This window comes from Streptomyces sp. YKOK-I1 (assembly GCF_054660435.1).
The window spans coordinates 7,165,855-7,192,811 of the sequence record NZ_BAAGDR010000001.1; the positions used below are offsets into that span (position 1 = coordinate 7,165,855).

The following is a 26,957-nucleotide window of genomic DNA, read 5'->3' on the forward strand; positions in this document are numbered from 1 at the left end:
CCGCTACGCGCCGGGCTCGTCGGGCTGCTCCAGCGCCACCTGCAGCAACTGCTCCGCCTCGGCACGCCGGGCCGCGACCGTCCCTGCCTCGTCGCCCTCGCCCTCGCCCTCGCCTTCGGGCTCGTCGTCGTACGCCTCCGCGTAGGCCCGCAGCACCGCACGCGCGCGTGCCGCCGCCTGAGCCGGCCGCCCCAGGTCCGTCTCCAGCCAGCCCGCGGCCAGCTCCGCGCCGGTCCGCGCGTGCAGCGCGTCACCGTCCAGCGCGACGAACACCGCGACCGCCTCCGCCATCTGCGACAACGCCTCCTCCAGCGCGCCCCGGATCGAGTCGTCGTCGGCGTCCTCCGCCGCCGAACGGGCCAGCAGGTCCCCGAACTGGCGATGGGTGTGCCCGAGTTCGGCGACCAGCCGCAGCCGCGCCTCCTCGTCGTCCTCCGCCACGGCGAGCGCGTCCACGCACTCCTCCACCGCGCCGGCCATCAGCGCCCGCGCCCCCTCCGTCCCGTCCTCGGTCCGCAGCGCCAGCCACGCGCGGGCGCGCAGCGAACGCACCAGCCCGTGCACATTGCCCAGAGCCCGCCACAGCTCGCCCGCGCGCGCGTACGCCCGGTCCGCCTCCTCGTGCAGCCCCGCGTGGCCCAGGGACTCGGCGGCCAGATGCGCGAGCGTCGCGTGGTCGTGCTGCTCGGGCCAGTGCCGGGCGATCTCGGCGGCCTGGAGCCGGCGCTCGGCTGCGTCCCGGTGCTCACCCAGCTCGCTCAGACAGTCGCCCAGCCACCACTGCGTCTGGACGACCGCCCCGTCACCGTGCGTCTCCTCCCGCAGATCGGCCAGCGCCGACTCCAGCACCTCCGCGGCCTCCGCCCAGCGCCCCAGCCGGACCAGATACCCGCCGAGCTGATGCCGCGCCCACGCACCGAACGTCGGGCCCTCGCCCGCCTCGTCGGCCCAGTGCGCCGCCTCCAGGGCGTGCTCCGCGGCCTCCGCCGCCTGCCCCCGCTCCCCGACGACCTCGGCCAGCTGAAGATGCAGCTGGGCCCGCCCGACCGGCTCCAGCACGGGCCCGCCGTGCTCCAGGGCCGCCCGCAGCGCCCGCTCCGCCTCCGCCATGTCGCCCAGATGGTGCGCGAGACCCGCCAGCCGGGCCTCGTACTCACAGGCGAACCACGGCAGCCCCGCCCCGGTGAACTCCGCGGCGGCCCGCGCGAACAACCGCGCACCCGCCTCGACGTCCCCGGAGTGCGTGGCGAGCTCCCCGAGCATCGCGTGCCCCTCGGCGAGCCGCGCGGTCAGCCGTACGTCGTCCCCGGTCCGCCCCTCGACCAGCGCGAGCAGCTCCCGTACGGCCGCCTCCGCCTCGCCCAGGACCGTCTCCGCCATCGGCCCGTCGGCCTCGTGGACCCGCCGCATCAGGATCCGCGCCCGCGCCATGAGCACCCCCGCCGCCTGCCGCACCTGGGTGCCGCCCTCGGCGTACAGCGCGAGCACGTCGTCGTAGGGCCCGGCCACCGCCGCGAGCGCCTTGCCGACGTCCTCACCGGCGAGCGCACGGACGTACGCCCCTCGCGCGCGTGCCGCCAGCGACTCCCCGGGGTCCTCCGCCTCCGCGTACAGCTCCGCGGCCCGCTCGAACGTTTCCGCACCCTGCGGACCCAGCGCGATCGCCTCGTGCTCGGCGATCTCCGCGCGGTCGCGCGCGTCCAGCGCGACCCCCTCCGTGCCCTCGGCCGCCCGCGCCACCGCCGCCCACGCCTCCACGGCCTGCGGCCGCAGCGTGTCCGACAGCCGCCGGGCCTCCGCGAGCAGGTCCGGCAGATCGGACCCCACCGGCTCCGCCGCCGCGGCCGGCACCGGCGCGCTCACCGCGGCCGGCCGCACCGCCCGCACCCCCAGCGGCAGCCGCTGCACCAGCGGACGCCCCGCCATCCGCGCGCGGGCCCGCTCACTGACGTACTCCGTGCCGTTGCGCTCGTCGAACCGCGCCGCCAGCGCCAGCGCCTCCACGCGCGCGTGGGCGGCCAGGTCACCGGCCGTCCACTCCCGCCCGGCCGGACCCGGCACCCGCTGCCCGCCCAGACCGAGCGCCGACAGCCGCTCCGTCAGCAGCACCACGACACTCAGGAACTCCAGCTTGCTGCGCGGATGCCCGTCGTCCGTGAAGTACGCCGGCCGCTCCGCGAGCAGCTCCAGACCCCGCGCCTCGTTCCCGGTCAGCGCACAGAACTCGACGTGGTCGGCGTACGCGCCCCGCATGCTCTCCATCGGCCGCACCAGCCGGAAACCCCGCAGATGGTGGGCGCGCGCCTCCTCCAGCCGCCCCAGCCGCAGCAGCGGCACCAGGGACGAGGCCAGCACCGTGTGCGGCTCGTGCGCACAGGCGTACTCGCCCTCCAGGACCGGCGCCCACACCCGCAGCGCCTCCTCGTCCCGGCCCCGCTCCGCCTGCCACCAGCCCTGGCCGTGCAGCTCGCACGCGTGACAGTCCGCCATCGCGTCCCGGTCCGCGGCCAGCCACGCGGCGAACGCCCGCTCCGCGCGCGGGACGTCCCCCACATGCGCGGCCACACTGAACTCGGCACTGCGCACCGCACGCTCCGAGTGCCCGGCCAGCCGGTAGCGGTGCTCCATCTCGCCCAGCCACTTCTCCACCGACGCCAGCGGCACATGCGGCTGGTCGAGCATCCCGGCCGACATCCACTTGAAGACCCAGTGCAGCGAATGCGTCTCGTAGTCGTCGAAGTCCCCGGGCCGCTCGTCCCACAGGCGCAGCAGCCGCGCGAACGGGACGAACATCTTGTCCTTCTCGGAGCTGTAGTTGTAGACCTTCAGCTGGTGCCCGAGCGCCTCGATCACCGCCAGCGGGATGTTCAGCTTCTCGGCCTCCGCCAGCAACCGCTCCGCGCGCGCGTTGCGCGCCGGACCCTCCGGCTGCTCGCCGTTCTCCGCCATCGCCCGGCGCAGCGCGTCGAAGTCCCTGATCTCACTCATCGGTGGCCGTCCTCCCGTGTGCGGACTCCCCGTGCGTGGCCCACTCCAGAAGGCCGATGAACGCCCGGTTCAGCAGGGCCGAGTCGGCGGGCCGAAGCGGCCGCTGCGCCATCAGCAGCGCCTGCCCGTACAGGGACTCCGTGGCGGTGCCGATCAGTTCCGCCTCCCGCAGCGAACTGATCCTCCGGATCAGCGGGTTGAGATGGTTCAGCACCAGCCGCGCCCGCGGGGCGCCGCCGCGCAGCGAGCCCAGGATGCCCGCCCACAGATCGTCGGCCTGCGCCTCGGCCTCCGCCCGCGCCTGCTCGTGCCGCGCCGCCCGGTCGTCCAGGTGCAGCGCGGGCACCGACAGCGGATGGAACGCCCGCAGCACGACATCACAGCCGAGCGGGTCCAGCTTCGCCCGCGCGGCCGCCAGGAACCCCGCCAGCGCCAGCTCCTCCGCCGGGTCCACCGCGTCCAGATGCGCCGTCACGGTGTCCGCGTCCAGCTCGGCGACCACCGTCCCCGGCCGCACCGACGGCAGTGCCTCGACCAGCTCGCTGTCGTACGTGTAACCGCCGTTGACCACCCCGACGCCCTGCGCGGCCGCGATCGGCGCCACCTGCCGGTACTCCTCCACCGTCCGCGTGAAGTGCACCACCGGGTGCCGCTGCGCGAACTCCTCCAGCGACAGCTGCCCGTCGCTCGTCTCGAACGGCAGCCACGGCAGCATGGTCCGCAGCATCTCCGGGTCGTGCCGCGCCAGCGACTTCACCCCCAGGTGGTGCACGGCCAGGAAGGCCGAGAGCCGCTCCGGATCACCCGCCGCGAGCCCCGTCAGCCAGGACCGGATCCGCTCCCCGAGCGCCTCGCGCACGGCGGCCAGCGTCTCGTCCTCGTACAGCGCCTCGCGCGAGGCCGTCGGCCGCAGACTGTCCGTGTCCAGGACACAGCGCACGAAGAACGCCCAGTCGGGCAGCAGTTGTTCGGCCCGTTCGGTCAGCAGCATGCCCTTCAGGTGCACCCGGTGCGTGGCCCGCTGGGCCGGACTCACGGCCGCCGGCAGCACGTACGCCACCCCGCGGATCCCCGCCAGCGGCACGTCCAGCTCGATCGTGTCCAACGGCGTGAACCCGAACAGCCGGTGACAGTGCCGGGCCAGCGCCACCCGCCGGTTCGCGGGGGAGGGGTACGGCCGGTCCCAGGGCGCCGGCAGATCGGTGACCGCCTCCTCGCCCACCCGGACGTCGTAGGGCAGCAGCGAGCCGAAGTCCCGCGCCAGCTTCAGCACGCGCTCCTCGGTGAGCCACTCCCCGGCCCCGGCGCGCGCCACCAGCTGCACCGTGGTGCCCGGCTCGGGCCGTTCGTCGTGCGGCAGCGTCCGCACGGTGTACGAACCGTCGTCGCGCGCCGTCCACTCCACCGGCGGCGCGGCGGGCGTACGGGCACTGCGGCTGACGACCCGGATCCGCTCGGCGACCACGAAACAGGCCAGCAGCCCGATGCCGAACTGCCCGAGGAAGTCGGACCGCGCCTCCTGCAGGCCCTCCGCCCGCTTGGAGCTGCGCCCGATGGTCGCCAGCAGGTCGTGCACATCGGCCTCGGTGAGCCCGACGCCGGAGTCCTCCACCCGCAGCGTCCCGCCCGAGGCGTACAGCCTGACCCGCGCCGGGGCACCGGGCTCCTCGGCCCGCCGGGCGGTGATGGCGTCCACGGCGTTCTGCAGCAGTTCCCGCAGGTAGACCTTGGGGCTGGAGTAGAGGTGATGGGACAGCAGGTCCACCAGACCGCGCAGGTCGACCTGGAACGTGTGAGGTGACGGTGATGCCTGGGATGACTGTGAGGTCTGGGAGTCCATCGCTGCAGCGCCGCGAAGTGGGGACGAGCACGGCGCGGGGTCGGGCGGTCCCGGTGGGGCGGTGACCGCGGATGATGGCCGGAGGCGCGTCATCCTAGAGCCCGGACGAGCCGTCTGACCAGGTGTTTCAGGACACGTATCGAGCAATGTCAGTGGGGTGGTGTGCAATGGATCTCGTGCCCGCACTCGAAGAACCACTGAAGAAGGTGCTCGGCCCACCGACCGCGAAGGTGATGGCCGAACACCTGGGTCTGCACACCGTCGGCGACCTCCTGCACCACTATCCCCGCAGATACGAGGAGCGCGGCCAGCTCACCCACCTGGCCGACCTCCCCATGGACGAGCACGTCACGGTGGTCGCCATGGTCGCCGACGCCCGGCTGCTCTCCTACGCCTCGGCCAAGGCCCCCCGCGGCAAGGGACAGCGGCTGGAAGTCACCATCACCGACGGCAGTGGCCGAGTCCAGCTGGTCTTCTTCGGCAACGGCGTCCACAAACCCCACAAGGACCTCCTGCCGGGCACCCGCGCGATGTTCGCCGGCAAGGTCTCGGCCTTCAACCGCCGCATCCAACTGATGCATCCGGCGTACGAATTGCTGCGCGCCGACAGCGACGAGACGGTGGAGACCTGGGCGGGCGCCCTGATTCCCCTCTACCCGGCGACGGCCAAACTGGAGTCCTGGAAGATCGGCAAGGCGATCCAGACCGTCCTGCCCAGCGCCCAGGAGGCCGTCGACCCCCTGCCGCCCGCCCTGCGCGAGGGCCGCGGCCTGGTCCCCCTCCCCGAGGCCCTCCTCAAGATCCACCGCCCCCACACCAAGGCCGACATCGCCGACGCGCGCGCCCGCCTCAAGTGGGACGAGGCCTTCGTCCTCCAGGTCGCCCTGGCCCGCCGCCGGCACGCCGACGCCCAACTCCCCGCCGTCCCGCGCCGACCGTCCCCCGACGGCCTCCTCACCGCCTTCGACGACCGCCTCCCCTTCACCCTCACGGAGGGCCAGCGGAAGGTCTCCAAGGAGATCTTCGACGACCTCGCCACCGCCCACCCGATGCACCGCCTGCTCCAGGGCGAGGTCGGCTCGGGCAAGACCCTGGTGGCCCTGCGCGCCATGCTCGCCGTCGTCGACGCCGGAGGGCAGGCCGCCATGCTGGCCCCCACCGAGGTGCTCGCCCAGCAGCACCACCGCTCCATCGTGGAGATGATGGGCGAGCTGGCCGAGGGCGGCATGCTGGGCGGCGCCGAGCAGGCGACCAAGGTCGTGCTGCTGACCGGTTCCATGGGCGCGGCCGGCCGCCGCCAGGCCCTGCTCGACCTGGTCACCGGCGAGGCCGGCATCGTCATCGGCACCCACGCGCTGATCGAGGACAAGGTCCAGTTCCACGACCTGGGCCTGGTCGTGGTCGACGAACAGCACCGCTTCGGCGTCGAGCAGCGCGACGCCCTGCGCGGCAAGGGCAAGCAGCCCCCGCACCTCCTCGTCATGACGGCCACCCCCATCCCGCGCACGGTCGCGATGACCGTCTTCGGCGATCTGGAGACCTCCGTCCTCGACCAGCTCCCGGCCGGCCGCTCACCCATCGCCAGCCATGTGGTCCCCGCCGCCGACAAACCCCACTTCCTGGCCCGCGCCTGGGAACGGGTCCGCGAGGAGGTGCAGAACGGCCATCAGGCGTACGTCGTCTGCCCCCGCATCGGGGACGAGGAGGACGACCCGAAGAAGGCCCGGAAGTCCGCGGCGGACGAGGCCGAGAAGCGCCCCCCGCTGGCCGTCCTGGAGGTGGCCGACCAGCTCTCCAAGGGCCCGCTGCACGGCCTGAGCGTCGAGGTCCTCCACGGCCGTATGCCCCCCGACGACAAGGACGCGGTCATGCGCCGCTTCGCCGCCGGGGACATCCATGTCCTGGTCGCCACGACCGTCATCGAGGTCGGCGTCAACGTCCCGAACGCCACCGCCATGGTGATCATGGACGCCGACCGCTTCGGCGTCTCCCAGCTTCACCAGCTCCGCGGCCGCGTCGGCCGGGGCTCCGCCGCCGGTCTCTGCCTCCTGGTCACCGAGATGCCCGAGGCCGGCGCCGCCCGCCAGCGGCTGAACGCCGTCGCCTCCACCCTCGACGGCTTCGAACTCTCCCGCCTCGACCTCGAACAGCGCCGCGAGGGCGATGTCCTCGGCCAGGCCCAGTCCGGCGCCCGCACCTCCCTGCGGGTCCTCGCCGTGATCGAGGACGAGGAGGTCATCGCGGAGGCGAGGGAGGAGGCGGTGGCGGTGGTCGCGGCGGATCCGGAGCTGACGGGACTCCCCGGCCTGCGGACCGCCCTGGACGCCCTCCTGGACGAGGAGAGGGAGCAGTACCTGGAAAAGGGCTGACGGGCAGTTCCGGTCAGGGGCCCGGGGCTGTACCAAATATGCGGCTACCGCCGCGCGAGCGCGAGCAACCACGACGAACCTGCTGCCAGACTGAATCCGACACCACCCCGGACCAAGGACCAAAGATGACCCGCGTGATCGCCGGCGCAGCCGGCGGACGTCGCCTCGCCGTACCCCCAGGCACCGGAACCCGCCCCACCTCGGACCGTGCGCGCGAGGGCCTCTTCTCCACCTGGCAGTCCCTCCTCGGCGGCCCCCTCGACGGCGAACGAGTCCTCGACCTCTACGCCGGATCAGGGGCGGTGGGCCTGGAGGCCCTCTCCCGGGGCGCGAGCCACACCCTGCTCGTGGAGGCCGACGCGAGGGCGGCCCGGGTCATCCGCGAGAACGTCAGAAGCCTTGCCCTCCCCGGCGCCGAGGTAAGGGCCGGCAAGGCCCAGCAGGTGATCCAGACGGCGCCCACGGGGCCGTACGACCTCGTCTTCCTGGACCCGCCCTACGCCGTCACGGACGACGATCTTCGCGAGATTCTCCTCACACTCCGTTCGGGGGGCTGGCTCGCGCCCGAGGCGCTCGTCACCGTGGAGCGCAGCACCAGAGGCGGGGAGTTCGGCTGGCCGGACGGTTTCGAAGCGCTCCGGGCCCGTCGTTACGGCGAGGGAACGTTTTGGTACGGTCGCGCCGCCTCTACGTGCGAAGACGCACGATGACCGGACCGGAGAGCGAGGGATCACAAGTGCGCCGCGCCGTCTGTCCCGGGTCGTTCGACCCGATCACCAACGGACACCTCGACATCATTTCCCGGGCCTCCCGTCTCTACGACGAGGTCTATGTCGCGGTCATGATCAACAAGTCGAAGAAGGGCCTCTTCGAGGTCGACGAGCGACTCGACCTGATCCGTCAGGTCACCGCCGAGTACGGCAACGTACGGGTCGAGGCCTTCCACGGCCTGCTCGTCGACTTCTGCAAGCAGCGCGACATCCCCGCCATCGTCAAGGGCCTGCGCGCGGTCAGCGACTTCGACTACGAACTGCAGATGGCCCAGATGAACAACGGGCTGTCCGGGGTCGAGACGCTCTTCGTACCGACCAACCCCACCTACAGCTTCCTGTCCTCCTCCCTGGTCAAGGAGGTGGCGACCTGGGGCGGCGACGTCTCCCACCTGGTCCCGCCGCTCGTCCTCGAGGCCCTCAACGAGCGCCTGCGCAAGGACTGATGGGGCTACAGTCGTCCCGTCCGTCTCCAACACAGCTGTAGAGAGTGGCGAGCACCCGGTGGACGTACAGAAGAAGCTCGACGAGATCGTCACGGCGGTCTCCAGTGCCCGGTCGATGCCCATGTCGGCCTCGTGCGTGGTCAACCGCGCCGAGCTGCTCGCCCTGCTGGAAGAGGTGCGCGCGGCCCTGCCCGACTCGCTCGCCCAGGCCCAGGAGCTGATCGGCGACCGCGACCAGATGGTCGAGCAGGCCCGCCAGGAGGCCGACCGGATCATCTCCACCGCGCATGTCGAGCGTGGCTCGCTGATCTCCGACACCGAGATCGCCCGCCGCTCCCAGGCCGAGGCCGACCGGATCCTCGCCGAGGCCCGCCGGGAGGCCGAGGAGGTCCGCGCGGAGGCCGACGACTACGTCGACTCCAAGCTCGCCAACTTCGAGGTCGTCCTCACCAAGACCATCGGCTCGGTCGGCCGGGGCCGCGAGAAGCTCCTGGGCACCGGTCCGGGGCTGGACCAGCAGGGGTACGTGGACCCGGAGGAGGACGACGCCCCCGAGCGCAGCCACGACCCCGAGACCCTGCGCCGGGACGCCGACACCTACGTCGACACCAAGCTGGGCGCCTTCGAGGCGGTGCTCACCAAGACCCTGGAGGCCGTCGGCAAGGGGCGGCAGAAGCTGCACGGGCGGATCGCCAGCGACGACCTCGGCGCCCTCGCCGACGACAACACGACCTTCCAGCACTCCTCCGACGCCGACTACCTCGCCGACCTCGCGGCCCTCGCCGAGCGGGACAACGCGGCCCCGGCCGCCGTCGGTTCGGGGACGCCGCAGCCGTCGTACGAGGAACAGCCGGCCGCCTACGCCTACCCGCAGCAGGACCAGTACGGCTACGACCAGACGTACGCCCAGCAGGACCCGTACGGCTACCAGCAGGCGGACCCCTACGCGGTGGCGTCCTACCAGGGCTACGACGCCCAGCAGACCGGCTACGACCCGCACCAGCAGTCCCACCAGGCCCAGCAGCCCCAGCAGCCTCAGCAGTCCTACGCTCTTGACGAGACCAGCCTCTTCGACACGGGCATGATCACTCCGGAGCAGCTGCGCGCCTACGAACAGGGCCGAGGGCTTTAGAGCCACCCGGATTGGGCTGTGGGCGAAAGCTCCAGTATCCTGGCTCTTCGGTCGCGAGTACGCCCGCGATCACCGCTGCCCGCACCACCGAAGGGCGGCGGCCCTCAGAGTTCGAAAGATCGAAAGCAGGAATGGCCCCCAACGCTCGCCTCGACCACCGCAACCCCCTCGTGTTCGACACGCACGAGCTGGGCCGGCGTCCCGGCGCGCTGCAGCGGCTGGCCCGCTCGGTCGACGCTCCCAAGGACCTGGGTATCCAGGGAGTCATCGGAGTGCCGGAAGGCGCCCCGGTGGAACTCGAACTCCGCCTCGAGTCGGTCATGGAAGGGGTGCTCGTCACAGGCACCGCCCGTGCACAGGCCGAGGGGGAGTGCGTAAGGTGTCTGGAGCCGCTCGGGCTGGAGCTCGAAGCGGACTTCCAGGAGATGTTCTCGTACCCCGACGCCGACGACCGTGGCCGCGTGAAGCCGGAACCGGTCGACGACGCTGAGGACGACGAGGACACGCTCTTCCTCGAGGACGGCATGTTCGACCTCGAACCCGTGCTGCGCGATGCGGTGGTGCTCGCACTGCCGATGCAGCCGGTGTGCCAGGACGACTGTCCCGGTCTGTGCTCCGAGTGCGGAGCCCGGCTGGCGGACGACCCGGACCACCACCACGACGCCACCGACATCCGTTGGGCGGCACTGCAGGGACTCGCCGGTTCACTCGGAGACGGCGAGAAGGACGAGATGAGCGGCGCCGAAGCGGAAGCGGGCGTCGACGAGAAGCAGGAGAAGTAGCCGTGGCTGTTCCGAAGCGGAAGATGTCGCGCAGCAACACGCGCCACCGCCGGTCGCAGTGGAAGGCTGCGGTCCCCACCCTGGTTGCGTGCGAGCGCTGCCACGAGCCCAAGCAGCAGCACATCGCGTGCCCGTCTTGCGGCACCTACAACAAGCGCCAGGTCCTCGAGGTCTGAGCGGCTGGTGACAGGCTCCGTGTCTAGCCCCAAGAAGGCGGAAGACGCCAAGGCGGATTCCACCGCCAAGAAAAAGGCGGACAGCACGGCCTCGTCCCACACGCTTCTGGAAGGGCGGCTCGGCTATCAGCTCGAGTCCGCCCTTCTGGTGCGTGCGCTGACCCACCGTTCCTACGCGTACGAGAACGGCGGTCTGCCGACGAACGAGCGGCTGGAGTTCCTCGGGGACTCCGTGCTCGGCCTCGTCGTCACGGACACGCTGTACCGCACCCACCCCGATCTGCCCGAGGGCCAGCTGGCCAAGCTCCGGGCCGCGGTGGTCAACTCGCGTGCGCTGGCGGAGGTCGGTCGTGGCCTCGACCTGGGCTCCTTCATCCGGCTCGGCCGGGGTGAAGAGGGCACGGGCGGCCGGGACAAGGCGTCCATCCTCGCCGACACCCTCGAAGCGGTGATCGGCGCGGTCTATCTCGATCAGGGCCTCGACGCGGCCTCCGAACTGGTGCACCGCCTGTTCGACCCGCTCATCGAGAAGTCCTCGAACCTCGGTGCCGGCCTGGACTGGAAGACGTCTCTCCAGGAGCTCACCGCGACCGAAGGGCTCGGCGTGCCCGAGTACCTGGTCACGGAGACCGGCCCCGACCACGAGAAGACCTTCACTGCTGCCGCCCGCGTCGGAGGCGTCTCGTACGGCACCGGCACCGGCCGCAGCAAGAAGGAGGCGGAGCAGCAGGCTGCCGAGTCCGCCTGGCGGTCCATCCGGGCCGCGGCGGACGAGCGCGCCAAGGCGGCGAAGGCGGCCCAGGCCGCGGCAGCCGTCGAGGCCGACACCGGCGCGGATCCCGAGTCCGCCTCCGCCTGATAGGAACACGACAGTACGGCGCCCGTCCCTCACCACCCGAGGGGCGGGCGCCGCACATCCGGGGGATCGCCATGCCCGAGTTGCCCGAGGTCGAGGTCGTCCGGCGCGGACTGGAGCGCTGGGTCGCCCAGCGCACGGTCGCCGACGCCGAGGTGCTGCACCCGCGAGCCGTACGCCGTCATCTCGCCGGCGCCGACGACTTCACGCACCGGCTCGAAGGCCATCGCATCGGCACCCCGAGCCGCCGCGGGAAGTACCTCTGGCTGCCGCTGGAGGACACCGGCCAGGCGATCCTCGCCCACCTCGGGATGAGCGGCCAGCTCCTGGTCCAGCCGCAGGGCTCACCCGACGAGAAGCATCTGCGCATCCGCGTCCGCTTCGCCGACACGCTCGCCACCGAACTCCGCTTCGTCGACCAGCGCACCTTCGGCGGCCTCTCGCTGCACGACACCACCCCCGACGGGCTGCCCGACGTCATCGGGCACATCGCCCGCGACCCCCTCGACCCCCTGTTCGACGACGAGGCCTTCCACCAGGCGCTGCGCCGCAAGCGCACCACCATCAAGCGGGCCCTGCTCGACCAGTCGCTGATCAGCGGCGTCGGCAACATCTACGCGGACGAGGCTCTGTGGCGCTCGCGGCTGCACTACGACCGCCCGACGAGCGGCTTCACCCGGCCCCGCACCCTGGAACTCCTCGGACACGTCCGGGACGTGATGAACGCGGCCCTCGCGGTCGGCGGCACCAGCTTCGACAGCCTGTACGTCAACGTCAACGGCGAGTCGGGCTACTTCGACCGCTCCCTGGACGCGTACGGACGTGAGGGTCTGCCGTGCAAGCGGTGCGGCACACCGATGCGCCGGCGCCCGTGGATGAACCGGTCCAGCTACTTCTGCCCGACGTGTCAGAAGGCGCCGCGCGTCCCGTCGTAGCGCTCCCGGGCCGCCAGTACGTCGTCCATCCGGCCCTCCACACAGTGGATGAGGGCCAGCAGCCGCTCGGCGACCTCGCGGCCGAGCGGGGTCAGTTCGTAGTCCACACGCGGCGGGTTGGTCGGCTGGGCGTCGCGGTGCACCAGTCCGTCGCGCTCCAGCGCGTGCAGCGTCTGGGAGAGCATCTTCTCGCTCACGCCGTCGATCCGGCGGCGCAGCTCGTTGAAGCGCAGCGATCCCTCGTACAGCGCTCCGAGCGTCAGCCCGCCCCAGCGGCCCGTGACGTGCTCCAGCGTGCCGCGCGAGGGGCAGGCCTTGGCGAACACGTTGTACGGGAGGTCCAGGTCCTCCGCGCGCTCCTGGGTGCTGGTCATGACATCAAGCGTACGCGACAGCAGCGCTAACCAACAGGTTGCACTAACCAAAAGTTAGTGCTTTCCTGTGGTCACTGTCTCCGAGCTGCCCTTTCGAGGAGTTCTCCATGTCGCTCGCGTCGCTCGTGCCCAAGCCCGTGGTTTCCGTCGCCTACCACTCCGGTTACGGCCACACCGTCGTCCTCGCCGAAGCGGTTCGCGCCGGTGCCGTCGAGGCGGGTGCCGAGGTGCATCTGATCAAGGTCGACGAGATCACCGAGGAGCAGTGGACCCTGCTCGACGCCTCGGACGCGATCGTGTTCGGCTCACCGACCTACATGGGCACCGCGTCCGGCGCCTTCCACGTCTTCGCGGAGGCCACCTCCGCGCGCTGGGCCACCCAGGCCTGGAAGGACAAGCTCGCCGCCGGCTTCACCAACTCCGGTTCCAAGAGCGGCGACAAGCTGCACACGCTCCAGTTCTTCCAGATCCTGGCCGCGCAGCTCGGCATGCACTGGGTCAACCTCGGTCTGCTGCCCGGCTGGAACAGCAGCACCTCCTCCGAGCACGACCTCAACCGCCTGGGCGTGTTCCTCGGCGCGGCCGCGCAGACCAACGTCGACGAGGGCGCGGAGGCCGTCCACAAGGCCGATGCGGCGACGGCGGAGCACCTGGGCCGACGGGTCGCCGAGACCGCGACGGTCTTCCTGGCCGGCCGGGCCCAGGCTGCATGATCGTTTCTGCGTAACTCCGGAGGCCTAGTAGCCGAAGTCCTGGGTCCACCAGGGCCCGCCGGACCCGAAGTGAACACCGACGCCCAGCGTCTTGAAGTCGCAGTTCAGTATGTTCGCCTTGTGGCCGGGGCTGTTCATCCAGGCCTCCATGACGGCGGCCGCGTCGGCCTGGCCCCGGGCTATGTTCTCGCCGCCGAGGCTGGATATGCCGGCCGCCTCGGCCCGGTCCCACGGGGTCTTCCCATCGGGGTCGGTGTGGTCGAAGAAGCCCCGCGCCGCCATGTCGTCGCTGAACTTCTCGGCCAGCTCCGACAGCGCGCTGTTCGCGGAGAGGGCGCTGCAGCCGACCTTGGACCGCTCCTCGTTGACCAGCTTGAGCACCTCGGCCGCGGCCTGCGCCTCGGCCGAGACCGTCACCGCGGACTCGGACTTCTGGGGCGCCTTGGTGGCCGTCTTCGACTTCGAGGCGGTGGTCTCCGGCTCCTCCGAGGGGGTGACCTCGGGCTTCTTCTCGGCCGTCTTGCTCGGTGAGGCCGAGGCGGAGGACTTCGAGGCCGACGGAGTGGGCGAGGTGGAGGCCGAGGCGGAGCGGCCCGTGTCCCGGCCGGTCGAGGCGGAGGAGCGGCCGGTCTCGGCGGAGCCGGAGGCGCCACCCTGTTCGGCGTTGGAGTTGCCGGGGGTGTCGGCGGCCTGCACGTTGTCGCCGGGACCGCTGCCGCCGCCGAGCCGGTAGCTCTCCAGGCCGGGCACCACACCCGTGGCCACCGCGACGGTGCCGAGGGCGACCGCGGCGGAGACGCCGAGCAGCCCCGCCTTGACCGGGGTGGCCGTCTTCTTCTTGCGGCGGCGGCCCGCCCCGCCCCGTCCGCCGCCGTCCGGCGTGAAGCCGTCGGCCGCGAACCCGGTGCCGTACGCGTCCTCCGTCGCGTACAGGTACTCCCTGCTTCTCGCGACGGTGTCGGCGTACGCCTCCGGGTTCAGGTACGGCGCGATGCCGAGCGTGTCGGGGCCGTCCGCGTACGAGTACTGCGGGTCATAGCCGTCCGTGTACGAGCCGTGCGTCTCCGTGACCCCCGTGGCGCGGCCCGTGGCGGCGCGGCCGGCGGCGGAGCGTCGGTGGCGTCCCATGCCCTTGCCTTCCTCGTCCATCGGTCAACCCGTCTCATACGATCCTGGGCGAACCCATCTCACCCGATCGAGTGAGTTTCATATGAGAATCATTGGGTGGGGACGGTACCGCATGGCGCCCGGGGAGGAAGTGCCCCGAGGGACATTGCCCGGTTAGGTTGCACCCATGAGTGAGGATGTGCGACTGGTCGCCTGGGTACGCGGTCACGTCCAGGGCGTGGGTTTCCGCTGGTTCACACGGGCCAAGGCGCTGGAGATCGGCGGGCTGAGTGGCTTTGCTCTCAATTTGGCCGACGGCCGGGTCCAGGTGGTCGCCGAAGGGGCCAAAGAGGGCTGTGAAGGCCTGCTGAACTGGCTGACGGGTGACGACACGCCCGGACGCGTGGACGGAGTCACCGAGATATGGGACACACCGCGCGGCGGCTACGACGGCTTCGCGATCCGCTGACCGCCCCGCGCCGGGCAGCCGCCGGGAAGCGGAGGGATGTGCCACCGGCATGTGCCCCTGGGGGAAAGGAGCAGGTGGTTGCCAAGAATCGCTTGTGCTGGCATGCTCCGCAGGCAAGGATGATCGCCACGTCTCAAGGGCCCCGCGTCCGTCGCAGCGCCGCCGCTCAGGCCGCGCTCCGGAGGGTTGCCCGCCAATACGGGGCGTGATCGTGTTGACCGTCAAACTTTTTGGTGAGACGCTGAAAGCACCCCGCGCACCTAGCTGTTTGGCATGGATGAACGGCAGCACGAACAAGATCTAGCCAAGACCGCGGGTGCGAATCCCTCACGACCCACACCGCTTCGGTCGGTCACTCAGTGTGGAGGACCATCCATCATGGCAAAGGCGCTTCTCGGTTACGTCGGCGGCTCCGACCCGCGACTCCTCGCCGAGATGCGACGGCTCCAGCAGCGCGTCCAGGACCTGGAATCCGAGCTCGGACGAATCCAGGCCGAGAACGACGCGCTCACGGCTGCCGCTTCTCACGACAGTTTCATGGAGAGCATCGACGCACACCAGGCGGAGCCTGCGCTCACCTGATCGCTGCACCGCTCCACGACAGCACCACGCAGTGGTCGGGCGACACATCTCAACCGCGTCGGACCGCTAAGTTGTCAGAAGTTGCAAGGGACGCCTCGGCGTCCCTTCTTTCTTTCCCCCGCGCCGTGTGTGTCCGTCCCCGTCCGTCCAGCGCCCCGCCCCCTCAGTCTTCTTAACGTGTGGTGTGCCCTGTGCGTTCATGGGTGAAACCGCGGGGTCGCCGGGCGTTCATGGAGTGAGACACCCCCGGAAGGTAGAGTCCAGCGCCGTGCACCTCAAGGCCCTGACCCTCCGAGGGTTCAAGTCGTTCGCCTCGGCGACCACGCTCCGGTTCGAACCGGGGATCACGTGCGTCGTCGGGCCCAACGGCTCGGGCAAGTCCAACGTCGTCGACGCGCTCACCTGGGTCATGGGCGAGCACAGCGCCAAGTCGCTGCGTGGCGGCAAGATGGAGGACGTCATCTTCGCCGGCACCACCGGCCGCCCCCCGCTGGGCCGCGCCGAGGTGTCCCTGACCATCGACAACTCCGACGGCGCCCTGCCCATCGAGTACGCCGAGGTCACCATCACGCGGATCATGTTCCGCAACGGCGGCAGCGAGTACCAGATCAACGGCGACACCTGCCGCCTCCTCGACATCCAGGACCTCCTCTCCGACTCCGGCATCGGCCGTGAGATGCACGTCATCGTCGGCCAGGGCCAGCTCGACTCCGTCCTGCACGCCGACCCCATGGGCCGCCGCGCCTTCATCGAGGAGGCGGCGGGCGTCCTCAAGCACCGCAAGCGCAAGGAGAAGGCGCTCCGCAAACTCGACGCGATGCAGGCCAACCTCGCGCGCGTGCAGGATCTGACCGACGAACTGCGCCGCCAGCTCAAGCCGCTGGGCCGCCAGGCGGCGGTCGCCCGCCGGGCCGCCGTGATCCAGGCGGACCTCCGCGACGCCCGCCTGCGTCTCCTCGCCGACGATCTCGTACGGATGCGGGACGCGCTCCGGGCGGAGGTGGCCGACGAGGCCGCCCTCAAGGAACGCAAGGAGGCCGCCGAGCAGGACCTGCGCAAGGCCCTCCAGCGCGAGGCGCTCCTGGAGGACGAGGTCCGCAGGCTCTCCCCGCGCCTCCAGCGCGCCCAGCAGACCTGGTACGAGCTCTCCCAGCTCGCCGAGCGCGTCCGCGGCACGGTCTCCCTCGCCGACGCCCGGGTGAAGAGCGCCACCTCCACGCCCCCCGAGGAGCGGCGCGGCCGCGACCCCGAGGACATGGAACGCGAGGCGGCCCGCATCCGCGAACAGGAGGCCGAACTGGAGGCCGCCCTCGAAGCGGCCCAGCACGCCCTGGACGACACCGTCGCCCACCGCGCCGACCTGGAACGCGAACTGGCCGTCGAGGAACGCCGGCTGAAGGACGTCGCCCGCGCCATCGCCGACCGCCGCGAGGGCCTGGCCCGGCTGAACGGCCAGGTCAACGCCGCCCGTTCGCGCGCCGCCTCGGCCCAGGCCGAGATCGACCGCCTGGCGGCGGCCAGGGACGAGGCCCAGGAGCGGGCGTTCGCGGCACAGGAGGAGTACGAGACCCTCCAGGCCGAGGTCGACGGCCTCGACGCGGGCGACGCCGAACTCGCCGAGCAGCACGAGGCGGCGAAACGGCGGCTCGGCGAGGCCGAGGCCGCCCTCACCGCGGCCCGTGACGCGGCCACCACGGCGGAACGCGAACGCGCGGCGACCAAGGCCCGCCACGAGGCGCTGGCGCTGGGCCTGCGCCGGAAGGACGGTACGGGCGCCCTGCTCGGCGCGCAGGACCGCCTCACCGGACTGCTGGGCCCGGCCGCCGAACTGCTGACGGTGACACCGGGGTACGAGGTCCAGCTGGCGGCGGCTTTCGGAGCGGCGGCGGACGCCCTCGCGGTCACCTCACCGTCGGCCGCTGCCGACGCGATCCGCATGCTGCGCAAGCAGGACGCCGGCCGGGCGTCGCTGCTGCTGGCCGGGGCGCCGGAGGCGGCCCCGAGGGGCGCGGGGCTGTACTCGTCTACGGCTCCGCCGCGGGGCGCGACCAGCCACGACGAACCCGCAGCCGCCCAACACCCCCGCGCAGCCGATTTCGTCCGCGCCCCCTCCGACCTCCTCCCCGCCGTACGCCGTCTCCTCCACGACATCGTCGTGGTCGACACCCTCGAAGCCGCCGAGGACCTCGTATACCGGCACCCGGAACTGACCGCGGTCACCGCCGAAGGCGACCTCCTCGGCGCCCACTTCGCCCACGGCGGTTCCGCCGGCGCCCCGAGCCTGCTGGAGGTACAGGCCTCCGTGGACGAGGCGGCCGCACAGCTCGAAGAGCTGGCCGTGCGCTGCGCGGAGCTCACCGAGGCCCAGCAGCAGGCCGGCGCACAGCGCAAGCAGTGCGCCGCGCTCGTCGAGGAGCTGGGGGAGCGGCGCCGGGCCGCGGACCGGGAGAAGTCGGCCGTGGCCCAGCAACTGGGCCGGCTGGCCGGGCAGGCGCGGGGCGCGGCGGGCGAGGCCGAGCGGTCCACGGCGGCAGCCGCCCGCGCACAGGACGCGCTCGACCGTGCGCTGGAGGAGGCCGGGGAACTCGCCGAACGGCTGGCCGTGGCCGAGGAGATGCCCGTCGAGGAGGAGCCCGACACCTCGGTGCGCGACCGGCTCGCCGCCGACGGCGCCAACGCCCGCCAGACCGAGATGGAGGCGCGGCTCCAGGTCCGTACGCACGAGGAGCGGGTGAAGGGACTGGCCGGGCGGGCCGACTCGCTCGACCGGGCCGCCCGCGCGGAACGCGAGGCACGCGCGCGTGCCGAACAGCGGAGGGCGCGGCTGCGCCACGAGGCCGCCGTCGCCGAGGCCGTCGCCTCGGCCACCCGCCAGCTGCTCGCGCACGTCGAGGTGTCCCTCAACCGGGCGCAGGCGGAGCGGGCCGCCGCCGAGGCCGCCAAGGCGCGCCGGGAGCAGGAGCTGGCCGCCGCCCGCACCGCCGGGCGCGACCTCAAGGCCGAGCTGGACAAGCTGACCGACTCGGTCCACCGCGGTGAGGTGCTCGGCGCCGAGAAGCGGATGCGGATCGAGCAGCTGGAGACCAAGGCGTTGGAGGAGCTGGGCGTGGAGCCCGAGGGGCTCGTCTCCGAGTACGGTCCCCATCAGCTCGTACCGCCGTCGCCGCCCGCCGAGGGCGAGGTGCTGCCCGAGGACCCGGAGCACCCCCGTAACCAGCCGGTGCCGTTCCGCCGTGCCGAGCAGGAGAAGCGGCTGAAGGCGGCCGAGCGGGCGTACCAGCAGCTCGGCAAGGTCAACCCGCTGGCGCTGGAGGAGTTCGCCGCGCTGGAGGAGCGCCACAAGTTCCTCAGCGAGCAGCTGGAGGACCTGAAGAAGACGCGCGCCGATCTGCTGCAGGTGGTGAAGGAGGTCGACGAGCGGGTCGAGCTGGTCTTCACCGAGGCGTTCCGGGACACGGCCCGGGAGTTCGAGGGTGTCTTCAGCCGGCTCTTCCCGGGCGGGGAGGGGCGGCTGATCCTGACCGACCCGGACAACATGCTGACCACGGGTGTGGACGTGGAGGCCCGGCCGCCGGGCAAGAAGGTCAAGCGGCTCAGCCTGCTCTCCGGCGGGGAGCGGTCGCTGACGGCCGTCGCCATGCTGGTGTCGATCTTCAAGGCCCGGCCCAGCCCGTTCTACGTCATGGACGAGGTCGAGGCCGCCCTCGACGACACCAACCTGCAGCGGCTGATCCGCATCATGCAGGAGCTCCAGGAGTCCTCGCAGCTCATCGTGATCACCCACCAGAAGCGCACCATGGAGGTCGCCGACGCGCTGTACGGCGTGTCCATGCAGGGCGATGGTGTTTCGAAGGTGATCAGCCAGCGGCTGCGCTGAGGTCTTTGGCTTCAAGAGGTGAACGCATGTGGCTCTTCTATGTCTTTGATCTCACAATTCCCCTCGTTTGATTTTGAGACTTGAAGGCATAGTCTCTGCAGCGTCGGATTTACCTTTAGGTACCACCTATCTGGGGGCCCACGAGGGAGTGGAACGTTGACCACAGCGCAGGCACGGAAGTCGGGAGCCTTGACGGCTCCCGCCGATCATCTCGGGCACGTCATCTTCATCGCGGCGGCAGCGGCGATGGGCGGATTCCTCTTCGGCTACGACAGCTCCGTGATCAACGGCGCCGTCGAGGCCATCCGGGACCGCTACGACATCGGCTCCGCCGCCCTCGCCCAGGTCATCGCCATCGCCCTGATCGGCTGTGCCGTCGGCGCCGCGACCGCCGGCCGGATCGCCGACCGCATCGGCCGTATCCGGGTCATGCAGATCGCCGCCGCGCTGTTCACCGTGAGTGCCGTCGGCTCGGCGCTGCCCTTCTCCCTGTGGGACTTCGCCCTGTGGCGGGTCGTCGGCGGCTTCGCCATCGGCATGGCCTCCGTCATCGGCCCCGCCTACATCGCCGAGGTCGCACCGCCCGCCTACCGCGGGCGCCTCGGCTCCTTCCAGCAGGCCGCGATCGTCATCGGTATCGCCGTGTCGCAGCTGGTCAACTGGGGGCTGCTCAACGCCGCAGGCGGCGACCAGCGCGGCAGGCTCATGGGCCTGGAGGCCTGGCAGGTCATGCTCGGCGTGATGGTCGTCCCGGCCGTCCTCTACGGCATGCTCTCCTTCGCCATCCCCGAGTCCCCGCGCTTCCTGATCTCCGTCGGCAAGCGGGAGCGGGCCCGGGAGATCCTCGCCGAGGTCGAGGGCGAGAGCGGTGATCTCGACGCGCGGGTGGCCGAGATCGAGCACGCCATGAACAGTGAGCACCGCTCCACCTTCAAGGACCTGCTCGGTGGCGGCTTCTTCTTCAAGCCGATCGTCTGGATCGGCATCGGCCTCTCCGTCTTCCAACAGTTCGTCGGCATCAACGTCGCCTTCTACTACTCCTCCACGCTGTGGCAGTCGGTCGGCGTCGACCCGGCGGAGTCGTTCTTCTACTCCTTCACCACCTCGATCATCAACATCGTCGGCACCGTCATCGCGATGATCTTCGTGGACCGTGTCGGCCGCCGCCCGCTCGCGATCATCGGCTCGGTCGGCATGGTGATCGGCCTCGCGCTGGAGGCCTGGGCCTTCTCCTCCGACCTCGTCGACGGCAGGCTGCCGGCCGCCCAGGGCTGGACCGCGCTGGTGGCCGCCCATGTCTTCGTCCTCTTCTTCGCCCTGTCCTGGGGTGTGGTCGTCTGGGTCATGCTCGGCGAGATGTTCCCCAACAGGATCCGCGCCGCCGCCCTGGGCGTGGCCGCCTCCGCGCAGTGGATCGCCAACTGGGCCATCACCGCGAGCTTCCCGTCCCTCGCCGACTGGAACCTCTCCCTCACCTACGTCGTCTACGCGGCCTTCGCGGCCCTCTCGGTCCCCTTCGTCCTCAGGTACGTCAAGGAGACAAAGGGAAAGGCCCTGGAGGAAATGGGCTGACCCCCTTTCCGGCCCCGACCCGCAGCCCTGGGGTCCGGCCCGCCCCCTCGGGTCCAGCCCGCCTCCAGGAGTTCGGCGCCCCGCATCGGTTCGGCCCGCCCCCATGGTCAGGCCGGCCTCCAGGAGTTCGGCGCCCCTCATGGGTCCGGGCTGCCCCGATGGTCCAGCCCGCCTTCAGGAGTTCGGCGCCCCGCATGGGTCCGGGCTGCCCCCATGGTCAGGACCGCCTCCTGGAGTCCGGCGCACACCCATGGGTCAGGCCCCACCCATGGGTCAGGCCCCACCCATGGGTCAGGCCCGCGCCCAGGGGTCAGGCCCGCGCCCAGGGGGCCGGCCGGTACCCGCAGGGCCGGCCCCCCGCCGCGGGCCCGGCCCTCCACAAACCCGGGGGGAGGGGCTCAAACCCCGCTGTCCCTCTCCCCGAACCCGACCGCCGCCCCCGTTCCGGCCACCCCGGACCGGGGGCGGCGGCCTGTCGTCTGACGAAGCACCTGGGGCCGGCCCGCCTGGTCGACCGTCCGGCGAGGGTCGGTACGGCCGACGTGGCCCTCCGGCGCGAGATACCGCGGCCCAACGGTCGCCCAGTGCGCGTCGCCTCGGCCCTCCGGCGCCGAGGTACCGCGGCCCAGCGGTCGGCCGGCCAGTGCGGGGCGCTGCGCCCCGGCGGTCGGCCGTCCGGCGCCAGGCAGCGCAGCCCGGCGGTCGGTCCGCCGTCCTCGAGTCCGGGCCGCCCCCACGGCGTGGGTGGTGTCCGCTCAGGGCTCCAAGGCTGGAAGCACCCGTTCCGTGAACAGCCGCAGGCTTCGCCATCCCTCCTCCAGCGGCATCCCGCCCGCCAGCGGATGCAGGACGAGGTTGTCGAGGCCCTGTGCCACGCACTCGTCCGGGGTGAGGATCCGGTAGACGCCCTCCGCGCGCAGCTCCTCGACCGTCGCCGCTCCCGAACGCACCGCCGAGCGGATCTCGCCGGACTGCCAGGAGGCGTAGGTCCGGGCCTCGTGGAGGAAGTGGCTGCCGTACTCGGCCCAGGCGCGGTCCGGGTCCTCGGCGATGTGCAGCAGCGGAGTCTCGGCGCCCGGCATCATCGTCCAGCCCTGCGTCCCGTACTCCACCAGCCGCTCCTTGTAGTACGTCTCCAGCTCCGGCAGGTGCGCGCTCGGGAAGAACGGCAGGCCGAGCCGGGCGGCCCGGCGGGCGGCGGCCTTCGAGGAACCGCCGACCAGCAGCAGGGGGTGCGGATCGGACGCCGGGCGCGGGGTGACCCGTACCGTACGGCCCCGGTACGCGAACTCCTCGCCGGTCCACGCCTTCAGCACGGTCTCCAGCAGCTCGTCCTGGAGCCGGCCGCGCCGCGTCCAGTCGACGCCCGCGCGGTCGTACTCCTCGCGCCGGTAGCCGATCCCGGCGACCGTGAGCAGCCGGCCGCCGCTGAGCAGGTCCAGGACCGCGATGTCCTCGGCCAGCCGCAGCGGGTCGTGCAGCGGGCCGATCACCGCCGACACCGTGACCGCCAGCCGCCGGGTCGCCCCCAGCACCGCGCCCGCGAAGACGAACGGCGAGGGCAGCCAGTTGTTCTCGACGCCGTGGTGCTCCTCCGTCTGCACGGTGGTCACCCCGTGCTCGTCGGCGTACGCGGCCATCTCCAGCGCGGCCCGGTAGCGGGCGCCCAGCTCGGCGGGGGAGGCGCCGGGCGCGACGAGGTTGAAACGGACGACGGTGACAGGCATGGGGACCCCCTTCGCATGCGGAGGGAGGACGGTAGCTGACGGATGGTCAGGTAGCCAGGGGTGTCATCCTGCGACTTCGCGAGGGTGTGTCGCGGCCCGCGGTATGGACCGTGACACGCCCTGGGTGCGCTCATTGCGGACCCCACCCGTCGGATACTGGACGGGTGGTGACTCCGCCCTTACGGGCTTCCCGTCGGCGTTCGGCCAGACGGCGGGCCAGCCCGGCCCGAGGGCTGTACAGCCCCGATCGGTAAACGACTGATCGCGACGGAGGTCACGCATACTGGGGCTGTTATGGAAACCGTCATCCTTGCTGTAGTCATCGCCGTGGTCGTGCTCGCGGTGCTCGGCGGGCTCGTCGTCGGCAGCCGGCGCAAGAAGCCGCTGCCCCCGCCGCCCCCCGCAGCGCCCGACATCACCGCGCCTCCGGCCGAGCCGCACGTCGGCGACGAGGCCGAGACGCCGCGCGACGAACCGCGCCGCACGATCGAGGAGGTGGACCTTCCCGACGGCGGCCCGACCGGAGTCGTCGTCGAGGAGCCGCCCGCCGACCTCACTGCCGAGGCTCCGGAGATCGAGATCCCGGAGCCCACCGCGGGGCGTCTCGTACGTCTGCGCGCCCGTCTCTCCCGCTCCCAGAACGCCCTGGGCAAGGGGCTGCTCACGCTGCTCTCGCGCGAGCACCTCGACGACGACACCTGGGAGGAGATCGAGGACACCCTGCTCACCGCCGATGTCGGCGTGCTGCCCACCCAGGAGCTGGTGGACCGGCTGCGCGAGCGGGTGAAGGTGCTCGGCACCCGCACCCCCGACGAGCTGCGCGGCCTGCTGCGCGAGGAGCTGCTCAAGCTGGTCGGCACCGATGTCGACCGCACGGTGCGGACCGAGCCCGAGGACCGCAAGCCCGGCATCGTGATGGTCGTCGGCGTCAACGGCACCGGCAAGACCACCACCACCGGCAAGCTCGCCCGGGTGCTGGTCGCCGACGGCCGTACGGTCGTCCTCGGCGCCGCCGACACCTTCCGCGCCGCCGCCGCCGATCAGCTCCAGACCTGGGGCGAGCGGGTCGGCGCCCACACCGTGCGCGGGCCCGAGGCCGGTGACCCCGCCTCCGTCGCGTTCGACGCGGTGAAGGAGGGCAAGGAGATGGGGGTGGACGTCGTCCTCATCGACACCGCCGGGCGGCTGCACACCAAGACCGGGCTCATGGACGAGCTCGGCAAGGTCAAGCGGGTCGTCGAGAAGCACGCCCCGCTGGACGAGGTGCTGCTCGTCCTCGACGCCACCACCGGGCAGAACGGCCTGGTCCAGGCCCGGGTGTTCGCCGAGGTCGTCGACATCACCGGCATCGTGCTGACCAAGCTCGACGGCACCGCCAAGGGCGGCATCGTCGTCGCCGTCCAGCGCGAGCTGGGCGTCCCGGTCAAGCTCATCGGCCTCGGCGAGGGCGCGGACGACCTCGCGCCGTTCGAGCCGGAGGCGTTCGTTGACGCCCTCATCGGAGAATGAGCCGCTGAACGACCCGCTCTTGGCGAAGAGCCCCGTGGCCCCGGATCCGGGACCAGCGAGAAGCGCCCGCCCCCAGGTGCAGTGGGAGCGGGCGCTTCGCTGTGTACGGCGGGAGAAGGGCGCTGGAGGGCGCTAGGCGCGGGACCGGTGTGCCACGTATGCCAGGGTCCCCAGCAGCAGCCGGGCCTCCGGGGGGTGGGTGGCCGAGTCCAGGGCCGGGGGGCGCAGCCAGTGGACCGGGCCGAGCCCGCCGCGGTCGGAGGGCGGGGCCGTGACGTACGTACCGGGGCCGAGGCCGCGCAGGTCGAGGGCGGCCGGGTCGTCCCAGCCCATGCGGTAGAGGAGGCCGGTCAGCCCGGCGGCGGCGCCGGGGGCGACGAAGAACTGGGTGCGGCCCTCCGGGGTGGCGGTGACCGGCCCGAGCGGCAGGCCCATGCGCTCCAGTCTGACCAGGGCGCGGCGCCCGGCGGGCCCGGCCACCTCGATCACGTCGAAGGCGCGTCCGACCGGCAGCATCACCGCGGCGCCCGGGAACTCCGCCCAGGCCCGCGTCACGTCGTCGAGGGTGGCGCCGGCCGGAACCCGGGCCGCGAACTCCAGGGGGTGGGCGCCGGGCGCGCGGCAGCCGGGGCGGCCGCAGGAGCAGACGCCGGCCGCGGCCCGGGCGCCCGGCACGACGTCCCAGCCCCACAGTCCTGTGAACTCGGCGACGGCGGTGCACTCGGACGAGCGACCGCGCCTGCGCGTGCCGGAGCGGATCTCGCGGATGCCGCCGATCGTGAAGCCCATGCCCCCTCCAACGGGTGTGCGGCGCCGGTGGTTACGTAACGGTCGCATGTCGTGACTCTGCGTGTTCTCGCTGCCCGTCGGCCGCCCGTCGCAGACGGCGTCCGGAAGCGCATCGGGTGGTGGGGTCGGCGACGCGCGCCCCTGAGTGCTTCCCTCCGCTCACCCCCACCCGTCCTGTGTCAAGTGAATCGCCTACGGGGCATCGGTAGTTCATTCGAAGGGGTGGCGAATGGTGGCGTTTCCGGGATCCTCGTGGCTGGGTCCGTGATCGTAGGATTACTTTGAGTGTGCGGGTCCTGGAGGCACATGCGTTTGCGGGTATGCCGGAGGCAAGTCGACTTTCCGTTCGAAGGGTGACAACTACCGGACGAGGGGCCGTATTTACCGGCATTCTGATAAGGCTTGGCGCACTCAGTGACAAGTGGTCTCAGGGATGGGGGCGTTCCAGTGAGCGGCAACGATGGAAGCGGGAGTAACGCTTCGCATGCGGACAAGCGCCCGAACGAGCTGCTCACCTCCTGGTTCGTGCGGAGCGGCTGGTCGAAGGGCGAACTGGCCCGGCAGGTCAACCGTCGTGCACGCCAGTTGGGCGCCAACCACATCTCCACGGACACCTCGCGCGTGCGCCGCTGGCTGGACGGCGAGAACCCCCGCGAGCCCATCCCCAGGATCCTCTCCGAGCTGTTCTCCGAGCGGTTCGGCTGTGTCGTCTCGGTCGAGGACCTCGGTCTGCGCGTCACCCGCCAGGCACCCTCCGCGACCGGTGTCGACCTGCCCTGGACGGGCCCGCAGGCGGTGGCCCTGCTCAGCGAGTTCTCGCGCAGCGACCTGATGCTGGCGCGGCGCGGCTTCCTCGGAACGTCGCTGGCGCTGTCCGCGGGCCCGTCCCTGATCGAGCCGATGCAGCGCTGGCTCGTCCCCACCCCGCCCGCCCCGCTCACCGAGCCGGAGGCCGTGCCCACCAGCCGGGCCCGCGGCCGGCTCTCCAAGCCCGAGCTGGACCTGCTGGAGTCCACCACGGTGATGTTCCGCCAGTGGGACGCCCAGTGCGGCGGCGGACTGCGCCGCAAGGCCGTCGTCGGCCAGCTCCACGAGGTGACCGACCTCCTCCAGGAACCCCAGCCCGAGGCGACCTCCCGCAAGCTGTTCAAGGTCGCCGCCGAGCTGGCCGAACTCGCCGGCTGGATGAGCTACGACGTGGGGCTCCAGCCGACCGCCCAGAAGTACTTCGTGCTCGCCCTGCACGCCGCCAAGGAGGCCGGCGACCGGCCGCTCGGTTCGTACGTCCTCTCCAGCATGAGCCGCCAGATGATCCACCTGGGACGGCCCGAGGACGCGCTGGAACTGATCCACCTCGCGCAGTACGGCAGCCGGGACTGCGCGAGCCCGCGCACCCAGTCCATGCTGTATGCGATGGAGGCCCGCGCCTACGCCAACATGGGGCAGCCGGGCCGCTGCAAACGGGCCGTGCGGATGGCCGAGGACACCTTCGCCGACGCCGACGAGTGGGACGAGCCGGACCCCGACTGGATCCGCTTCTTCTCCGAGGCCGAGCTGTACGGCGAGAACAGCCACTCCTTCCGCGACCTCGCCTATGTCGCCGGCCGCAGCCCCGCCTACGCCTCCCTCGCCGAACCCCTGATGCAGAAGGCCGTACGGCTGTTCGCGGACGACGCCGACCACAAGCGGTCGTACGTGCTGAACCTCATCGGCATGGCCACCGTGCATCTGCTGCGCCAGGAGCCCGAGCAGAGCGCCACCCTGGCCGCCCAGGCCATGCAGGAGGCCAAGAAGGTCCGCTCCGAGCGGGTCAACACTCGTATCCGAAAGACCGTCGACAGCGCCGTGCGGGAGTTCGGCGACCTGACCGAGGTCGTGGACCTCACCGAGCGGCTCGCCATGGAGCTGCCGGAGACGGCCGAGGCCGTCTGACACCCCCGAACC

Annotated in this window: 21 protein-coding genes; 15 read left to right on the top strand and 6 right to left on the bottom strand. The window is 71.8% G+C overall.

Annotated elements, in window-relative coordinates; genetic code table 11:
- Positions 1-3 precede the first annotated feature (3 nt).
- Together ACYQ8Q_RS32090 and ACYQ8Q_RS32095 are read right to left on the bottom strand one after the other, a co-directional pair.
- On the bottom strand, positions 4-2,988 hold the full coding sequence (locus ACYQ8Q_RS32090; RefSeq protein ID WP_460069862.1) for a tetratricopeptide repeat protein: 2,985 nt from the start codon (positions 2,986-2,988) through the stop codon (positions 4-6).
- A complete protein-coding gene (locus ACYQ8Q_RS32095; RefSeq protein WP_460069864.1) occupies positions 2,981-4,828 on the bottom strand; it encodes an HSP90 family protein in 1,848 nt (615 codons plus the stop codon). The genes ACYQ8Q_RS32090 and ACYQ8Q_RS32095 overlap by 8 nt, the downstream gene beginning before the upstream one ends.
- Positions 4,829-4,995: 167 nt before the next feature.
- Between ACYQ8Q_RS32095 and recG the strand changes: the two genes are divergently transcribed.
- The 8 genes from recG (at position 4,996) to mutM (ending at position 12,294) form a co-directional block, all read left to right on the top strand.
- Positions 4,996-7,197: an ATP-dependent DNA helicase RecG gene (gene recG / locus ACYQ8Q_RS32100; RefSeq protein WP_460069866.1), complete on the top strand. Its 2,202-nt coding sequence runs from the start codon at positions 4,996-4,998 to the stop codon at positions 7,195-7,197.
- 125 nt (positions 7,198-7,322) lie between these two features.
- Positions 7,323-7,907 (top strand): 16S rRNA (guanine(966)-N(2))-methyltransferase RsmD, encoded by a 585-nt coding sequence (gene rsmD / locus ACYQ8Q_RS32105; protein WP_460069868.1) that lies wholly within the window; start codon positions 7,323-7,325, stop codon positions 7,905-7,907.
- 26 nt (positions 7,908-7,933) lie between these two features.
- Complete coding sequence (gene coaD, locus ACYQ8Q_RS32110) at positions 7,934-8,413, top strand: pantetheine-phosphate adenylyltransferase (protein ID WP_055632099.1); 480 nt, start codon at positions 7,934-7,936, stop codon at positions 8,411-8,413.
- Positions 8,414-8,471: 58 nt separating this feature from the next.
- Positions 8,472-9,545 (top strand): ATP synthase F0 subunit B, encoded by a 1,074-nt coding sequence (locus ACYQ8Q_RS32115; RefSeq protein ID WP_460069870.1) that lies wholly within the window; start codon positions 8,472-8,474, stop codon positions 9,543-9,545.
- A 131-nt stretch (positions 9,546-9,676) separates the two neighbouring features.
- Positions 9,677-10,327, top strand: a complete 651-nt coding sequence (locus ACYQ8Q_RS32120; RefSeq protein ID WP_460069872.1) for a YceD family protein — start codon at positions 9,677-9,679, stop codon at positions 10,325-10,327.
- A 2-nt stretch (positions 10,328-10,329) separates the two neighbouring features.
- On the top strand, positions 10,330-10,503 hold the full coding sequence (gene rpmF / locus ACYQ8Q_RS32125; protein WP_003951102.1) for a 50S ribosomal protein L32: 174 nt from the start codon (positions 10,330-10,332) through the stop codon (positions 10,501-10,503).
- 7 nt (positions 10,504-10,510) lie between these two features.
- A complete protein-coding gene (rnc, locus tag ACYQ8Q_RS32130) occupies positions 10,511-11,362 on the top strand; it encodes a ribonuclease III (protein WP_460069874.1) in 852 nt (283 codons plus the stop codon).
- Positions 11,363-11,433: 71 nt separating this feature from the next.
- Positions 11,434-12,294 (top strand): bifunctional DNA-formamidopyrimidine glycosylase/DNA-(apurinic or apyrimidinic site) lyase, encoded by an 861-nt coding sequence (gene mutM, locus ACYQ8Q_RS32135; protein ID WP_460069876.1) that lies wholly within the window; start codon positions 11,434-11,436, stop codon positions 12,292-12,294.
- Here the strand turns inward: mutM and ACYQ8Q_RS32140 are convergent.
- Positions 12,267-12,668 (bottom strand): winged helix-turn-helix transcriptional regulator, encoded by a 402-nt coding sequence (locus ACYQ8Q_RS32140; protein ID WP_460069878.1) that lies wholly within the window; start codon positions 12,666-12,668, stop codon positions 12,267-12,269. The genes mutM and ACYQ8Q_RS32140 overlap by 28 nt on opposite strands.
- Positions 12,669-12,793: 125 nt before the next feature.
- Here ACYQ8Q_RS32140 and ACYQ8Q_RS32145 point away from each other — a divergent pair, with 125 nt between their 5' ends.
- Positions 12,794-13,381, top strand: a complete 588-nt coding sequence (locus ACYQ8Q_RS32145; protein ID WP_460073577.1) for a flavodoxin family protein — start codon at positions 12,794-12,796, stop codon at positions 13,379-13,381.
- A 24-nt stretch (positions 13,382-13,405) separates the two neighbouring features.
- Here the strand turns inward: ACYQ8Q_RS32145 and ACYQ8Q_RS32150 are convergent, their stop codons facing one another.
- Complete coding sequence (locus ACYQ8Q_RS32150; RefSeq protein WP_460069880.1) at positions 13,406-14,509, bottom strand: CAP domain-containing protein; 1,104 nt, start codon at positions 14,507-14,509, stop codon at positions 13,406-13,408.
- Positions 14,510-14,675: 166 nt separating this feature from the next.
- On the opposite strand from ACYQ8Q_RS32150, the gene ACYQ8Q_RS32155 reads away from it, so the two are divergent.
- The 4 genes from ACYQ8Q_RS32155 (at position 14,676) to ACYQ8Q_RS32170 (ending at position 20,988) form a co-directional block, all read left to right on the top strand.
- Positions 14,676-14,957, top strand: a complete 282-nt coding sequence (locus tag ACYQ8Q_RS32155; RefSeq protein WP_460069882.1) for an acylphosphatase — start codon at positions 14,676-14,678, stop codon at positions 14,955-14,957.
- A 378-nt stretch (positions 14,958-15,335) separates the two neighbouring features.
- Positions 15,336-15,539: a hypothetical protein gene (locus ACYQ8Q_RS32160; RefSeq protein ID WP_460069885.1), complete on the top strand. Its 204-nt coding sequence runs from the start codon at positions 15,336-15,338 to the stop codon at positions 15,537-15,539.
- Positions 15,540-15,807: 268 nt separating this feature from the next.
- The gene (gene smc, locus ACYQ8Q_RS32165) at positions 15,808-19,416 is read left to right on the top strand and encodes a chromosome segregation protein SMC (RefSeq protein ID WP_460069887.1); all 3,609 of its coding nucleotides are present in this window, start codon (positions 15,808-15,810) and stop codon (positions 19,414-19,416) included.
- Between the two features lie 156 nt (positions 19,417-19,572).
- Positions 19,573-20,988: a sugar porter family MFS transporter gene (locus ACYQ8Q_RS32170; RefSeq protein WP_460069888.1), complete on the top strand. Its 1,416-nt coding sequence runs from the start codon at positions 19,573-19,575 to the stop codon at positions 20,986-20,988.
- A gap of 755 nt (positions 20,989-21,743) precedes the next feature.
- Here ACYQ8Q_RS32170 and ACYQ8Q_RS32175 read toward each other — a convergent pair.
- Positions 21,744-22,715 (bottom strand): LLM class flavin-dependent oxidoreductase, encoded by a 972-nt coding sequence (locus tag ACYQ8Q_RS32175; protein ID WP_460069890.1) that lies wholly within the window; start codon positions 22,713-22,715, stop codon positions 21,744-21,746.
- Positions 22,716-23,009: 294 nt separating this feature from the next.
- Here ACYQ8Q_RS32175 and ftsY point away from each other — a divergent pair, with 294 nt between their 5' ends.
- A complete protein-coding gene (ftsY, locus tag ACYQ8Q_RS32180) occupies positions 23,010-24,224 on the top strand; it encodes a signal recognition particle-docking protein FtsY (RefSeq protein WP_460069893.1) in 1,215 nt (404 codons plus the stop codon).
- A gap of 132 nt (positions 24,225-24,356) precedes the next feature.
- Here the strand turns inward: ftsY and ACYQ8Q_RS32185 are convergent, their stop codons facing one another.
- Complete coding sequence (locus ACYQ8Q_RS32185; RefSeq protein WP_460069894.1) at positions 24,357-25,013, bottom strand: bifunctional DNA primase/polymerase; 657 nt, start codon at positions 25,011-25,013, stop codon at positions 24,357-24,359.
- Positions 25,014-25,460: 447 nt separating this feature from the next.
- On the opposite strand from ACYQ8Q_RS32185, the gene nsdA reads away from it, so the two are divergent.
- Positions 25,461-26,945, top strand: coding sequence for a transcriptional repressor NsdA (nsdA, locus tag ACYQ8Q_RS32190; protein WP_460069896.1), 1,485 nt, complete (start codon positions 25,461-25,463; stop codon positions 26,943-26,945).
- Positions 26,946-26,957: the final 12 nt, after the last annotated feature.